Origin of the sequence: Prevotella communis (genome assembly GCF_022024115.1) — a bacterium.
Lineage (GTDB): Bacteria > Bacteroidota > Bacteroidia > Bacteroidales > Bacteroidaceae > Prevotella > Prevotella communis.
The window spans coordinates 1,912,230-1,927,098 of sequence record NZ_CP091792.1; the positions used below are offsets into that span (position 1 = coordinate 1,912,230).

Sequence of the window (14,869 nt, forward strand, 5' to 3'; positions counted from 1 at the left end):
ATTTAACAAGACGAACTGTTTACGAGACCTCAATGGCCTTGGTGACTTTCTCCTTCGCCTCGGACTTTGGCATGGTGATGGTCAGGATGCCGTCCTCTACCTTGGCAGAAATCTTGTCGCGGACCACATCATCAGGCAGCGTGTAGTTCTGCTCGTAGTTAGAATAGCTGAACTCACGGCGCAGGTAGTGGCGGTGACTGTCCTCATGCTTGTGTTCCTGTTTGTTCTCAATAGCGATGGTGAGGTTGCCCTCGTCATTGACGCCTACGCGGCAATATTCTTTCTTGATGCCTGGAGCTGCAAGTTCCATGGTGTAGGCCTTTTCACTCTCCTTGACATTGACTGCGGGTGCTGTACTGTTGGCACGAGGCATCCAATCATTGTTAAAGAAATCCTCAAATACTGTTGGCATCCAACTGTTCTGAAACATTACTGGTAACATAATCAATACCTCCTAATTATACTTTTAGTTTAACTTATTTGTTCTTGATCGCCTCGGCTCATTCCCGAGCAAGCTCGCCTACCCGTGGCCTTTCGCTCCGGCTTACACCTACAAATAAGCAAAGTACATGCCCAAGAAAAAAAGCGCTCGTAATCTTGTCAAGATGGCAAGGATTTTAAACTCGATTAAACGATGCTGACAATTCCTTAAATTCAATTTAACATGACTGACATTCCTTTAAAATCCCTTAAACTTTGGACGGAAAGTCTGTCAGTCTTCAGGTCCAGAACTCCTTTTCTCCAGTCTGCTCCATCCGGCCCTGGCACTTGGGACAAGTATGTCCGTCCCATAGTCGGATATGCTCGCTGCCGCATTGCAAACAAAGCCTGCCGACCTCGCTTCTGTACGAGGGTGCCACGTCGGCAATGATACCGCCCACCACAATGTTCTGGATGCTCTTGCAGTCGGGACACGACACGGCACGTATCTCTTGGCGGAAGAGTCCTCTGCCTTCGTACACCTCGGCTTCGTAGCCACACTGGCTACAGCGATATTTGAGTTTCCAGGCCATTTCTTTACTGAAAATCGGTTTTGCTGGGGCAAAAATACATAATTCTGCCCGATTTTTCGTACTTTTGCAGCAAAATTGCAATTAAAGATGATTAGAAATCTGTTATTGGTAGCATTAGGTGGAGCCGTCGGGTCTGTATTAAGATATCTGATATCTTCTTTGAATACCTCATTCCCTTGGGGTACTTTCGCCGTTAATATACTTGGCTCCCTGCTGATAGGACTTTTGGTTGGCTTCGTAAGCAAGGGAGTGCTGTCACCTGAAATGAAACTGCTGCTCGTGACTGGTTTCTGTGGTGGTTTCACCACATTCAGCACTTTTGCCAGCGAATCCTTTGGCATGATAAAGGCAGGTGATGCCCTGCAGATGGCTCTTTATGTTGCAGCCAGTGTTATTGTCGGTATCATGGCAGTCTGGAGCGGCATGGTACTCTCAAATCATCTCATTCGTGGATAGCAGTATGACGCTCCGTGAACTCATAAACTCAGTTGATGCAGAGCAATATAGTGAATCAACACTATTCCTGCAGCTCACAAAGACCAAACCCGAATATGGCACCAACCGACATATTCAGGTGGCCGAGTCAGATGGGCACCATCGACAAGCTCATGAGCTATGATGACTATATCTACGACGAGGCCATCAAGGAGCAGAAAGCCAAGATGTACGAATAAAAAAAACGATTATATAAAATGAGCCTTCACCATCGCTGCAATCATCTGTTTGTCATGCAGTTTCGGTGAAGGCTCTTTTTTTGTCCCCAAGCCTTTGAATTTACGAAGTTATTTCATAAGCACTTTCTTACCATTCACTATATTTATACCGCGGCTAAGTCCTTTTTGTCTTATCCCCATCAGATTATAGACTGGTTCCGTTTTCCTTTCACATATCTCCACGTTATCAATTTCATTAACCTGATAGTCTTTGCTTGTTTTATGTTCAGCAGTAATGTTTCCAGAGCCCTCATTGTACCAATACCAGTAATAGAAGGACTGCAATGGTTTATCCCACAAATTAATACCAGCCCTGGAAAATTGAGTCATTCCCTGACTTAGAATAATCAGATTTCCGTCATATCTTCCAAAATAATCTCCATTAGGGTTGGAATTCTTGAATGTCGGGTCTGTAGGAATCCATCCATAATCTTCATGATAGAAGTCTGGCCACACATGATAGCCACCATTCACCCATACACCCATATTATGACGGGCGGGAATCCCCTTATATCTCATCAGATTGACAAACAATGTCGAAAAGTCTCCACATTCACCTCCTCCTGCCCGAAGGATTTCAGCAAGTGTACGCCAGCTGCCATTGATATAGCTATAGTTTTCGGCCACATATTCATAACAGCGCTTCGCATAGTCCAGGATGTCAGAGGACTGACCCCACAATTGATCCCCAATTTGCTTGATGGTATTGTTATCAAGATCAATATAGTAGCCATCACTATCGAGATATTCATCCGGATCTACATCAGTACATATATTCTTTTTCGACTTATCATTGAAATCTATCTGTACCGTTTTTGTCTTGTATTTGAATGACTCATAAACACTAAAACTTTTGCCTTCAAAAGTGCCATCGTAGAACAACACCTTATTAGTGGCGTTAGCATCAATAAACGTACCACAGTTTGATTCCAACATACTAATCTCCTGATACTCATTTGTAACAGGTGCAGGAAGCAAGGTGATTAATCTTGTGACATTCATGTTCCCTGTTTTCGAGAACACAGCCTTGTTCGTAAAACTAATCTCACTCTGGCTATAGACAGACAATGAAACTAGCGAAAGAATGACGACGCAAAATAACTGTCGAAAATCGTAATAAACTGCTTTCATAAGGTAAAAATTATATAATCTGCTACAAAAGTAATACTTTTCTATCAATTCCAATGATTCTTGTTGTATTTTTTTAGAAGCAACTTCATTTTCCCTCAGCCCTCAGCATTCTGCCTTCAAACATCAGCCTTCAGACATCAGACATCAGACATCTTACATCTTCCCTCTTACATCTCCCGACATCAGCCCTCGGCCTTAATACGCCAATTTCGCCTCTTTGGCCAAAACCTGGCGTACAAATGCATTAATTGTAACCCCAGCCTGCTGAGCCATAGCAGCAATCGCACTATGGATTTCGGGAGAGACCCTTACATTAAACGTTCCGCTATACGGCTTACATGGTTCTACTCCACGTTCAGCGCAAGAAGCCAAATAATCCTCAACAGCACCCTCAAAGTCCTGTCTCAGCTCATCCAGTGTTTGTCCTTCATAAGTAATCGTATGCTTGCTCATGCCTTGCACTTTCCCAAACAGACAATTATCTTCTTCACTATACTCCACACTTCCCGTGTAACCTTTGTACTTCAGAAATCCCATAATTATTCCTCCTTTTTCTTTAAATATCCGTTTGCATCTAAATAGGTAGACGCAAAAGTAACTAATTTTAGTTACACACCCAAATATTTACGAAACTTTTTTTGAAAATCATCCCTCATCCCTCAGCCCTCTTACATCTTCCGCCCTCAGACATCTTACATCTTCCCTCTTACATCTCCCGCCATCAGACATCAGACATCAAACATCAGCCCTATAGTATCCCTTCGCGTTGCAGAATCTCCAGCATCTCTGCAGGTGTAACCACAATGGGCTTCTTTGGAAAATGCTTTGTATTGCCTGTCACAAGATAGGCATCTTCTTTCGACATGGCAACTTCATAGAAAACGACATCCTTAGGATCAGGAAAGAATTCATCACTCAACACACGTTCTCCACGAACTCCATTACTGACTATTTTGTCTAACGCCCATTTAACAAGATGCTCAGGGATGCCAAACTTCTTACGACGTAGCACCTCTGAATACTCACTGAGAATCTCCTCATTGTAAATGGGCGTCAGTTTACATTGCAAAACAGCCTCCCATAGTTTGGAAGTTGCTGCTTCCAGATTCTTAGTTATATATGCCGACACAATCACATTTGTGTCAATGACTGCTTTAATCATTTCCGACCAGCCCTTTCTTTACGTGCCAGTCGAATTTCTTCGTTGATTTCATCCAACGTGAACTCAGGTCTGTCGCTGGCTGCAACCATATTTCTGAATTCACGAAATTCCCTCAAGGCCTCATCCTCCACATCCTTTGGATTTGCACTTATCTTAAAAGGAATGCTGCGCGTTCTCACAACAGCATTTGCGAAGATGTTGATAGCAGCATTAACACTCATGCCCATACTTGAACAGAGTGCATCAAAATTCTGTTTCAGCTGTGAGTCCATTCTCACCGTCATTGATACCTGTGCCATAATCTTTCATGTTTTAACGCTGCAAATATAAACAAATTATTTCATTCTGCAATCATTTTGACGTAAATTTCAATCTAACAGCATCGTTTTTTACTCATTTTTATATCTAAAGACTGAAAAATGAACTCAGACATCAGCCATCACACATCATAGATCAGACATCTTCTTGCCATACTGCTGCCATAGTCTAGCCTTACTCTAGCCATACTCTAGCCATACTCTAGCCTGCTTCGTGAGTGCTCCACGGAGCAGCCTAGGAGCAGCCTAGGAGCAGAGTGATTGCTGCCTAAGAGCAGGCTAGAAGCAGAATTAGTGCCTTTTCCTAAACTCACTTGACAGTTTTCACTGGGTTAAACTGAATTACTTGTCAACATCGTTTACATCGTACTGAAAACCTTGTCACTCTCTGCAGGCTAGAAGCTGAATTAGTGAAAACACAAAAAAGTTGTGACATGAATTTCATTCCATCAGAATCAGATTCGCATAGCCTATACACAGGAGATTTCCGCGATTTTATGACAATACAGAGTTGTGACACAAACTGAAATAAAAAGGATGCAAAAAGATAAAAATATACATCGTTAACCATAGGTTAACACATCGTAAACCATAGGTTAACGACTTAAAAACCATAGAGTAATGAAGCAATGAATCAGTACATTAGTTCCCTTCTCATGATCGTTGAATTGTTAAATCATAGCAAAAAATTAGCTAAAACGCTCGTGGTATCAAAAATAATTCCTATCTTTGCGAAAGAAAGAATAAGGAGAACAAGCCTATGAAGATTAAGGAGATTTGGTTCGATGCCGAACACATTTACGGCCGTGACGAGGAAGGACATGAGTACAGCCAGTCGCTCCTTTGGTATCCTAAGTTGCGAACGGCTACCGACGAAGAAAGGGCTGCTTACACTTTTGGTTTCGACGGTATCCATTGGCGTGGACTTGACGAAGACATCAGTTTCGAGAGTTTCGCATATGACGATAACGAGCCAACGCCCCTGCAACGATTCTTCCTTACTCATAAGGAAATCAATGTCGCCGAGTTTGCCCGTTCCCTGGGCATGAATGCCACCCTGTTACGCAATTACATCAATGGTTTCAAAAAGCCTTCTGCCGAACGTGAGAGTGCCATCCTCGCCCACATCCATAAGTTGGGCAAAGAAATGCTGGCAGCATGTTTCTGAAACGACCTTCTCATTATTGATAAGATTATATAAAGGTCATCAGGGAGAGGCGCTCGTCTTGCTCCTGATGTCCTGGACAACAGGAGGTTGGAAATACTGGAAACTATGGTTGAAAGGTAAGTTCAAGGAGTAGCAAGGTTAATGATGGTCATTGACACGAGAAACATGTGCTCTCATCTGCAGAAGAAGCTATTTGAAGAGGATGGCTTATATCATCCTCTTTGGATAGCTATGCAGGATGATGCTGAGCTGACGGCCGTAGTCCGTTCCCGCCAACTCCATATCTACCGCAACGGTAAGAAAGTTTTGGTGTTGGCTGGCAAATCAGCTCCTAAAATTATCAGAGAAGATAAACTCTGTGAAATGCTACAACAATGACGCTGACCTACATCTTCCATAGCGGCTTTGTGCTAGAAACAGAAAAGTCCATCCTGATATTCGACTACTGGTTGGACGTGAGTGGCATTGTGCCACCGTTCCTGAAGAAGGATAAGCATGTCTATGTCTTCTCCAGCCACTTCCACGAAGACCATTTCAATAGTGCCATCTTCGAATGGCGAAAGCAACATGAGAACATTACCTATATCCTTTCTAAGGACATCTACAAGCATCGGAGAGCCAATAAGGAAGATGCAGACGTATGGTTGGCCAAGGGCGGAGCGTGGTCAGACGACACTTTGTCCGTATGGGCATTAGGCAGCACAGACAGCGGTGTTTCGTGGATAGTAGAGACAGAGGGGAAAAGTATCTTCCATGCCGGCGACTTGAACAACTGGTATGCGCGGTTCCTGCCAGAAGCCGTGCCTGGCGAGACCATCTATAGTGAGGAGTTTGACGAAGAGATTGACCCAATAGCCCATGAAAAGCAATACTTGGGCGAGCTGAAGGATATCCGCAAGATTACCGATAGTTTTGATGTGGTGATGTTCCCAGTTGATGGGCGCATCGGCAACGGCTATACCCTTGGAGGCCGACAGTTCATAGAGCGCTTCAAGGTTGGTCTCTTTGTGCCTATGCATTTCGTGTCCAGCGGCTTTGAATCCGCTTGGCGCATGAAAGAGTTCACAGATGAAAAAGGCATCTCCTTCTGGGAAATCAAGAAAGAGGGAGAAACTATAGATATCTGAATGATTGAGAAAAATACAGGGGTTGCCAGGGGACTGGTACCTGCCAACCTTTTTGAAGAATATTTTCAATCTCATATCAGGAAAAAAAAGCATATACCTAAAAACACTTAAATATCTCAGCAAAAATACCCAAATAAGCTCTTAATTCCGTATCTTTGCAGAGATATTTGAGTTTAGATAGAGAAGATATGAAAAAGGTTATAGTCTGGTGTATATCAGCAGTCCTGGTGATAGTCATTATTAGTATCATCGGAGGCAGTTTCTATATGCTTGACTATTCCCTATCTCCTGATCCTGAAAGGACTGATACTGCCCAATGTTTCCGTGAACAGTTTAAAACCTATCCAGAGACACAACCTTGGATCGACTCTTTGAGGAAAAGCGGTGCGCTAAGAGACACTTTCGTTACCATGCCGACGGGAGAAAAGCACCATGCACTCTTTATAAGAAAAGGTGGAAGCAAAACGGCTATGGTACTGCATGGATGGCGTAATTGTTCTATCGACTTCCTGTGGCTGGCACGGATTTACGAAAAGGAGCTAGATTACAATGTCGTGATGCCAGACCTTCATGCACACGGACTAAGCGAGGGTGACGTGATTCAGATGGGATGGCTTGACAGGAAGGATGCCCTATACTGGTTATCCATGTTTCAGTCTGACACGATGGTTGTACATGGTGTGTCAATGGGTGCTGCAACTACCATGATGATGTCCGCCGAGAAAATGCCGGAGCAGATTAAGGACCTTCGCTTTATAGACGATTGCGGATATACAAGTGTTTGGGATGAATTTTCAGGTGAGCTGAAGAATCAGTTTAATCTTCCGGAGTTCCCATTGATGTTCTCAACAAGTCTGATATGCAAACTGCGCTATGGGTGGAGTTTTGGAGAGGCATCGCCCATCAAAGAGGTTAGCAAGTCTCCCTATCCGATGCTATTCATTCATGGTGCTGCCGATACCTTTGTGCCTACAGATATGGTGCACCGCCTTTATGATGCCAAGTCCTCGAATAAAGAGCTTTGGATAACCGAAGGAGCAGAACATGCAGAGTCATACTTGAAGCACAGGAAAGAATACGTCAAACATCTAAAGGATTTCTTGTCGTGTACAGCATTATAGACTGTGATATCTGTCAATCGCCGGTCCCTCGTAAAGGATTGGGGACTGGAACCTCTTAAGAAAATTGGCAGAATGCTTGGTTATTCGCCTAAGAATACCTATCTTTGCAGCGTGAAAAGGAGAAACCAAGTAGAGCCACGATGTGCGGAACGGTGGCATGGCTGTGGAAACACAGAGATGATGAGCGATTCGACCTCGCCGCATGGTTTCTTTCACTCAAATAAAAAGCTGGTCACACGTGACCAGCTTTTATTGTATCCCATTTTAGGTTGGCAGGTACCAGTCCCCTGCCAACTATTGTAAAATACGGATTAAAAGTCAGTAATATCGGTTTTGTTTCTAGGTTAAACAGACCGACATCACACATCAGACATCCTCCTCTTCTTCCTTATTTAGTAGTGATGAGTTTTTGGGAAGAGAGAAAGAGAAGAGAGGAGCGTTTTCGTAAAAGCGCTTGCGTCTTTCTGCCCTCACCTTTTCCAGCTCCCGTTCCTTTTCCCGTTCTGCCTCTTTGCGTTTCGCAATATCAGCCAACTCATTCAAAGCACGGATTAATCTTTCTTCATCTTTCATAGGCAATACATGTTAATGGATTCGTATTGACCAAGGGGTGTAGCATACCATAACAAATTCTATGCGACCAGTAATAATGCAGCAAGAACACCAAGTCCTTCTGCTGCGATTTTACCATTCCATGAGCCATCCGTCAACTTATGTTCAATGATATACTCACGTAGTTTTATTCTCCACTCCCTATTTTGCAGCAATATCCATAGCGATTCGTCGAAATAAGCGAATTCAACATTGTCTTTTAGCCAAGCCTTAGATGGAGTGCGACCCTTGCTAAGTCGTTTTCCCTGATAGTTCAAATGCCAAAAACCATCGGTTTCCAAATGCCAGAATGGCTTCTCTATACTTGTACTATCATCAAACTGCGAATTCCTAGCATATTGTGACATCAGCATTTTGTACCTTCCTTCTAGCCAATCATTAATGGAAAACTGGTTGTTCCTAAATACATTTCCCTCAATACCATCTATGATTGCCACCATGAACACAGGCTTCGCAACGATAGTCTCGCCATGAATCTTGGCCTGCCTGATGCTCATTATTCGCTTAGTGTAGTATTTATAGCATTGTTCGTAACTGAAGAATTGGATTGTTCTATTCATAGCCCTTCATTATTGGTTTTCGAGGGCAAAGATAGCAAATAATTACATTCATTGAGTATAATAATAAGAAAAAAGTGGCAAACTCAAATGAATTTGCCACATAATCGTATTTTATCTACTTTGGGAATCTATTTTATCACCATAATAGTCATACCATATACCTCTAACTTTAATTTTATTTTCTTCGCGCTTATTTCCCTCGACGAAGTCCTCTATATCATCCATAAAGTTTGAACTTGAAAGTTTAGGATACAAGGCGGATTCTGTATATGCGACAAGCATCTTACTGCCCTTCACCCATTCGCCACCAACACGTTTAATATCTTTGACTGTCATACACATGGGTTTCATATTGAAGCGATAAATCTTGTCATTGAAAATTTTTAGAGGTGCTTCATCAGTATAAACAACCTTGCCAGACTTATTGATAACAGTTCCTCCATTTTCTGTATTTTTTACTGTAACATTTAGCGGCATTCTAATCAATCCTAACTGCGACAATTGATATTGAACAGAATAGAGAGATTTTTCTAATCTTTCTGCTATTCTATTTAGTTCCATGTCATGTTCGAAGTACATGGTCAACCTTTCAATTTCATCTTCATTCCATGGCTTCTCTGCTTCTGCGCGCAAGGATTCTTCATCTATGGAATCATCTTCTAATTCTTCATCTTCGAACGACTCTATATCTTCTTCAAAATTTTCAACATCATCATTTCCTATATTGTCATCAGAGATAAATGACGTGAATATCTTAAGAAACGCTGAGTCCTTGAACAAACTATTCGGATCATCCTCTAACATATCTTCCAAATAATGAAATCCGTAATTTGCATACTCTTCCATTTTATGCTTTAGGGAATTAGCAGCGTCATCAACACTCACTTCTCCCTTTTCCAACGAAATAAAATCAATGTCAGTTTTTGTGATAAGAGCTGCAAACATATACTCTTGAATCTTTTTGTACGATGTTCGCCCTAGTTTAAGCTTACCTTCTTGACTACCCCAAAACATTATTTTATGTCCAAAGTGCTTACGCTTCGATTTGTCATCTGTCAATTTCCTTGTCTTATCAAAATATAATCCAATGAAAAAGCCAATGATAAACATCTCATATCCTGCACCAAAAATTTTACCTCGTGACTCAGTGTACTGACTAGTTCCTCTACCATAGTCAGTAAAGGGCATCATTAGCAACTCTTCGTATTTTTTCTCCCATTCAGGGTCTTTATTGCTCCAAGCATCAAATAGAGATTTCATAATTAATCCTCCGTTTTAATTTCTTTCACTAATGTTCTTATAGTTGACAAATCCGAGCTATTGAATCCTTCCGCCTTCTGTATTCGATATACCCGGCATGTAAGTTTGTCAACATCGTTCATTCTGACTTTTCCTCCTGTAATGAAGTCTTTCGTAATAACAATACATTGCTTTTTTACATCATTGATAATGTTATAGAATTCTTCTTCTTTAGCATCACCAAATGAAGAAGTAGCTGCATCGAATATGAGAGGATACTCTTCATCCGTCTTCTTATGGGCAAAATCAGAAACAGCAAATAATATTGAGATATACATTACTGTTTTCTGAGAATCCGATGGTTTTGTAATATACGTACCATTGGAACTTTTCAGTCTAATTCCAGCCTCATCTTTGTCTTTTTTATAGAAAAGACTTACTTCTCCATGGAAGTCCTTTGTGCTCAAACGATCCATGTACAAATTTGCACCTTCCCTTAATGCGTTAAGAAAGTTATAAAGATTCTTTTCTTTTGCTCTCATCGAAGCCTGTGCGATTTGATCAAATGCAAAATGTACTTTTTGGTATAGCCTTGATAAAGAATTTCCGGGTTTGAGATTAACCATTTTCTCTTTAACTTCTGCTTCACGATTCAATTTGTCTTTAAGATCAAACTCAAGATCTTTGATTTCTAATTCAGCTTCATTCTTCCTTCTGAACATATTATTTACGTCAGAATTGTTTTTCTTCATCATTTCCTCGGAAATATTACCCGCCTGTATCAGTAAACGAGAAATATCCTCCTCTATTTCCTCTATTTCTTTTTTGACCTGTGATAATTCATCCGATTTTCGACTTACCACCTCAAGTCTGTCATTGATATCATTTGCAATACCTGAAATAAAAGCCTCTTCCGGTCCTGACAGTCTGTTTGCCAAAACATTGATTTCGTCTATGTATTCCTCAGTGAAGAGCTGTTTTTTACTTAACTTAACTTGTTCTTCTTTAATTCTTGCTCGTTCATTGATGTGCTTCTTATATTCTTCAAGCTTATTGACCATGAAACGATATGCCTCTGAACCTTCTGGAGCAGGAGTATTGCATACTTTGCATCTATGCACCATGATCATCTCCTTCATATATTTATCATCAGGGATATACCAAGGCAATTTAGCATCGTCGTTTAGAAGTGATTCATTCTCTTTTTTCAGTGCGTCTAGTTCACCTTGTTCTTTACCTCTTTCCAATAGAAATTCATCGTGTAGCCTTTCTTTCTCTCGTCTCAACTGGGCACATTTGTCCTTGAAGGCAGAAAGGATATCAGGAAAAGCACACATTATCCAATACTGGTCAAGGAGACTTGTGTTCAGGTTAACCTTGTCTATGCTCGCTTTTAAACTTGTTGCATTAGCTTTTTTCCCAGCCAAAGCTTGCGACAATTCATTATATCTGTCTCGCGTGTCTTGATTCTGTTCCAAATCTTTTAGCATAGTTTCGTAAGAGCTTACAGCAGTAGACAATTCCTTGATTTGCTTACGAATATCCTGTATTTCTCCACTCAGTTTTGTCAATTCATTATCGAATCTAATAGCTTCACTTCTTGTATTCTCATCGTTCTTACTTTCCTTACGAAAAGCCTTATCTGCAGAACTTTCAAAGTTTGAAGTAAGATTCACGAGTTCATCAAAATACTTGATGTCAGAGTATTTGTCAACAAGCATTTTTAATGCTTTGGGGCCATCAAGCACATCAAGTCGGGACTCACCTTTGAACATTGAGAAATGTTGCATTTCTGCATCAAAACAGCGTTTTATCAATCCTCTTCCGTCTGGAGAAAGTCTTCCTTCGTCCGTATCTTCTTTGCCCTTGAATTTTATATCACTCACATCATAATAGTCCTCTCCTTTTTTTGTAATGACAAATAGTTTCTCCACAGACTTATGTCCATCATGTTCAAAGTCCATCTTCACCCTAAGGTTGGCTGATTCACCTATTTCAAGTTTGGACTTCCTCATTTCAGAGAAGTTGTCTAATGCATGACTTTTCTGAGCATCATCTGTGCTGGAAATGTCAAGTAGCCACTGAAGAGCTTCGAAAACAGTTGTTTTACCATCGCCATTGTCACCTATAATCAAAGTAAGGCCTTCCCCAAATTTAAAAACGTTTTCGTTACCATAGTAGCTACGAAAATTTTCTATCTCTATTCTACGTATTATCATAGCTTCTTTTTTAGTAATTCGTTTACAGTATTATATATCTCTTTTTCCGACTTCTTTTCACTTAGTCCTTCAATGATAGTTGCAACAGCACCAACAATTGCATTGTTAGAACCAAGAGCATATTCAAGAGACGTAATCTCAGAAGGTTCATACTGGGCATACTCCATTAATTTTTCATCTAGGAGAACTGCCTCAAGAATCTTGTTATAATTCTCATTGTATCTTTTATTCTTTGCCATAGTGTATAATGTTTTAGGTATTATGTTAATCTAAAAGTGGAACATTATAGAAGTTTAGGACCTCTTCTAATTCTCTGTAAGAATAGTCAAGGTTTCTTGATAATGATGCGAAATCTCTTACTCTCTTTAATTCAGAAAGTATAAGTTTTCGCTCCATCTCATAATCTACACAATCTGCACCAATATCAGGAACGACCACAAGATCGTGAATATAAGCATATTTCTTATCCTTGTGCGTTCTAAGAATACGACCTCTGCGTTGTATAAATTGACGAGGGTTCCCTGTACTTGCACAAAATATAGCCATTTCACTTCTTGGTACATCCACACCCTCGTCAAGGCATTTCATAGACGTCAAAACTTCAAGGTCGCCATTCGCAAAATCTTCAAGGATGGATTCCCTGTCCTTTTGCCCTGAAACAAATTTCCTAACCGTAGTTGTTTTGCTAACATTCATTACTATTTGTGTATATTCATCAATTAGTTTATCTGATTCTGCATCATCTCCAACAACATCAAAACTATCATAAACGTCAGCAATAGAATCAGGCTTTAGGCCTTCTGGAACATATACCAAGGTATATTTGAGATTTCCTTTTTCCTTGTATCGTTCTTCAATGATGTTCTTGAATGCATCTTTTTTGTTTCGTGCTTTATGTATAATGCGTCTTCTTTTCAAGAGTAGAGCCCTAACAATCTCATCTTCAAGGTCAAGATAACCACCATTATACCTATAGATTTTACCAAGTTTCTCAGAGATCTCCATGTAGATATACATTTCGTCATCGCAAAGTCGTACTACATGCGGATAATAGTAATATTCACAAAGGAACTTATTCTTGATAGCTTCCTCCATTGTATACAAAAAGGTATAGCCATTTTCTGAATTAAAGAAATGCCTAAGTTCTTTATTGCCTTTTTCATCAAACTGACGTTCTGGTGTTGCAGATAAACCTATTCGACGTTTAAATCTTTTGCTAACACTATCTATCCTATCAAGGATTCGTTTAGATCCCATGTTATGTGCTTCATCCGCAATAAGCAAGCATTTCTTAGAAAGCGACATCAAATCATGAAATACATTATCTCTGGCAAATGACGCATAAGTCGAAATGACGACATAGTTGATAGGTGAATTTGTTGGGTTGAAATTCTCTTTCATCGTGAGCCTATCTATCTCACCTTTCCAGTCTTTGTTTTTCGAGCAAACCTTTACTATATGTTGAAAATTGAACTTTCTACATTCCTTTTCCCATTGCTCAACCAATGTAACTGTCGGAACAAGAATTATTGCCTTATAGTATCCAAACTTTTTATAAATTTGCAAAAGACAATTGAGAGATGTCAGCGTTTTACCTGTACCTGTAGCCATATTAAACAGGCCACATTGACTTTTTTTCCAATTATCGAACGCTTTCTTCTGATAATCACGAGGACCACTTGGGTAAGGGAAGTGAGGCTCAATTTCTACAGTTTCTTCTGCAGCCATCCATGGCGTTTGTAAGTTCTCCGCATCCTTCCGTTTCTTATGTTCTCTCAGTTTCTTTTCCACATCAAGAAGTTCTTCAATATCGGAATCACCATAGTTAGTGCTTATCGCTTCAACCAAATCTTTGGGCGAGAGATAATCAATCCCATTCTTTTCCCTAGACATAATGGCGTCAAAATCCTTTCTTTGCTTTTCAATTCTTTTCTGCACCATTCTATCAACAGAATCACTTCTGTCAATCTTTATTTCCTCTATATTATTAAAGAGTCCACTTATCGTAAAATTGGCAGAGCCGGTAAAAGCAGTTATACTGTCGCCATCTCTGAATTGACCAGATTTTGTATGTGCAATTCCCTTCTGTCCTTTAGGTTTGATGATTCTGATATCAATACGTTTTTGCGATATCATATAGGCCAGACAACGGAAAAACTGCTCTTGGTATTCATTGAACGTTGTCTTGAGATACTGGAAATTTGAAAGGTCTGTACAGTCTATGACATTCCCCATTACACCATTTATTATTGCTTCTTTATCCTTTTTCGAAACAATATGGTTGATGATGAGACGCATATAGCCACCTCGTGAGATAAACGTAGCAAAGCCTTCTGCTAACACACTAATCGCAGCAGAACTAAAATAGCCCAGTTTCAAATCAAACTCTGTGCTATTCTTTAGCCCATCATCGAAGAAACGTTCTGGTGAGTATTCTTCACCTGGTACATACGTTCCGTCATCTGCCCAATCTACCTCGTAAAGCAT

General features: G+C 40.4%; 18 protein-coding genes. 6 read left to right on the top strand and 12 right to left on the bottom strand.

Translation table 11 applies throughout. The annotated features are described in order from the left end of the window. Positions 1 to 19 precede the first annotated feature (19 nt). A complete protein-coding gene (locus tag L6468_RS07745; RefSeq protein ID WP_431356683.1) occupies positions 20 to 442 on the bottom strand; it encodes an Hsp20/alpha crystallin family protein in 423 nt (140 codons plus the stop codon). Positions 443 to 719: 277 nt separating this feature from the next. Next, positions 720 to 1,013: a hypothetical protein gene (locus tag L6468_RS07750; protein ID WP_091819329.1), complete on the bottom strand. Its 294-nt coding sequence runs from the start codon at positions 1,011 to 1,013 to the stop codon at positions 720 to 722. An 87-nt stretch (positions 1,014 to 1,100) separates the two neighbouring features. On the opposite strand from L6468_RS07750, the gene crcB reads away from it, so the two are divergent. Together crcB and L6468_RS14700 are read left to right on the top strand one after the other, a co-directional pair. Next, entirely contained in the window at positions 1,101 to 1,469 is a 369-nt protein-coding gene (gene crcB / locus L6468_RS07755) for a fluoride efflux transporter CrcB (protein WP_237792829.1), read from the top strand. A gap of 95 nt (positions 1,470 to 1,564) precedes the next feature. Beyond that, positions 1,565 to 1,687 carry a hypothetical protein gene (locus L6468_RS14700; RefSeq protein WP_255779386.1) on the top strand — a complete coding sequence of 41 codons (123 nt, stop codon included), beginning with the start codon at positions 1,565 to 1,567 and terminating at the stop codon, positions 1,685 to 1,687. 108 nt (positions 1,688 to 1,795) lie between these two features. Here L6468_RS14700 and L6468_RS07760 read toward each other — a convergent pair whose 3' ends face one another. The 4 genes from L6468_RS07760 to L6468_RS07775 form a co-directional block, all read right to left on the bottom strand. Then, on the bottom strand, positions 1,796 to 2,857 hold the full coding sequence (locus tag L6468_RS07760; protein ID WP_237792830.1) for a transglutaminase-like domain-containing protein: 1,062 nt from the start codon (positions 2,855 to 2,857) through the stop codon (positions 1,796 to 1,798). 195 nt (positions 2,858 to 3,052) lie between these two features. Further along, positions 3,053 to 3,394 (bottom strand): type II toxin-antitoxin system HicB family antitoxin, encoded by a 342-nt coding sequence (locus L6468_RS07765; protein ID WP_237792831.1) that lies wholly within the window; start codon positions 3,392 to 3,394, stop codon positions 3,053 to 3,055. A gap of 211 nt (positions 3,395 to 3,605) precedes the next feature. Beyond that, a complete protein-coding gene (locus L6468_RS07770) occupies positions 3,606 to 4,019 on the bottom strand; it encodes a putative toxin-antitoxin system toxin component, PIN family (protein WP_237792832.1) in 414 nt (137 codons plus the stop codon). Further along, positions 4,016 to 4,318, bottom strand: coding sequence for a type II toxin-antitoxin system RelB/DinJ family antitoxin (locus L6468_RS07775; RefSeq protein WP_237792833.1), 303 nt, complete (start codon positions 4,316 to 4,318; stop codon positions 4,016 to 4,018). Before L6468_RS07775 ends, L6468_RS07770 begins: the two co-directional genes overlap by 4 nt. Before the next feature lie 778 nt (positions 4,319 to 5,096). Between L6468_RS07775 and L6468_RS07780 the strand changes: the two genes are divergently transcribed. From L6468_RS07780 to L6468_RS07795, 4 genes are all read left to right on the top strand, one after another. After that, positions 5,097 to 5,504, top strand: a complete 408-nt coding sequence (locus L6468_RS07780; protein ID WP_091819315.1) for a DUF2442 domain-containing protein — start codon at positions 5,097 to 5,099, stop codon at positions 5,502 to 5,504. Between the two features lie 144 nt (positions 5,505 to 5,648). Continuing rightward, a complete protein-coding gene (locus L6468_RS07785; protein ID WP_237796659.1) occupies positions 5,649 to 5,882 on the top strand; it encodes a CBS domain-containing protein in 234 nt (77 codons plus the stop codon). Continuing rightward, on the top strand, positions 5,879 to 6,631 hold the full coding sequence (locus L6468_RS07790; protein WP_237792834.1) for an MBL fold metallo-hydrolase: 753 nt from the start codon (positions 5,879 to 5,881) through the stop codon (positions 6,629 to 6,631). The genes L6468_RS07785 and L6468_RS07790 overlap by 4 nt, the downstream gene beginning before the upstream one ends. A gap of 188 nt (positions 6,632 to 6,819) precedes the next feature. Continuing rightward, positions 6,820 to 7,752: an alpha/beta hydrolase gene (locus L6468_RS07795; RefSeq protein ID WP_091854317.1), complete on the top strand. Its 933-nt coding sequence runs from the start codon at positions 6,820 to 6,822 to the stop codon at positions 7,750 to 7,752. Positions 7,753 to 8,118: 366 nt separating this feature from the next. On the opposite strand, the gene L6468_RS07800 is transcribed toward L6468_RS07795, so the two are convergent. From L6468_RS07800 to L6468_RS07825, 6 genes are all read right to left on the bottom strand, one after another. Further along, on the bottom strand, positions 8,119 to 8,325 hold the full coding sequence (locus L6468_RS07800) for a hypothetical protein (RefSeq protein ID WP_237792835.1): 207 nt from the start codon (positions 8,323 to 8,325) through the stop codon (positions 8,119 to 8,121). A 59-nt stretch (positions 8,326 to 8,384) separates the two neighbouring features. Continuing rightward, positions 8,385 to 8,924, bottom strand: a complete 540-nt coding sequence (locus L6468_RS07805) for a phosphorothioated DNA-binding restriction endonuclease family protein (RefSeq protein ID WP_237792836.1) — start codon at positions 8,922 to 8,924, stop codon at positions 8,385 to 8,387. Positions 8,925 to 9,035: 111 nt separating this feature from the next. After that, a complete protein-coding gene (locus tag L6468_RS07810; protein WP_237792837.1) occupies positions 9,036 to 10,184 on the bottom strand; it encodes a hypothetical protein in 1,149 nt (382 codons plus the stop codon). A 2-nt stretch (positions 10,185 to 10,186) separates the two neighbouring features. Continuing rightward, complete coding sequence (locus tag L6468_RS07815) at positions 10,187 to 12,382, bottom strand: AAA family ATPase (RefSeq protein ID WP_237792838.1); 2,196 nt, start codon at positions 12,380 to 12,382, stop codon at positions 10,187 to 10,189. Beyond that, a complete protein-coding gene (locus L6468_RS07820) occupies positions 12,379 to 12,621 on the bottom strand; it encodes a hypothetical protein (protein ID WP_237792839.1) in 243 nt (80 codons plus the stop codon). Before L6468_RS07820 ends, L6468_RS07815 begins: the two co-directional genes overlap by 4 nt. Before the next feature lie 25 nt (positions 12,622 to 12,646). After that, the gene (locus L6468_RS07825) at positions 12,647 to 14,869 is read right to left on the bottom strand and encodes a DEAD/DEAH box helicase family protein (RefSeq protein ID WP_237792840.1); all 2,223 of its coding nucleotides are present in this window, start codon (positions 14,867 to 14,869) and stop codon (positions 12,647 to 12,649) included.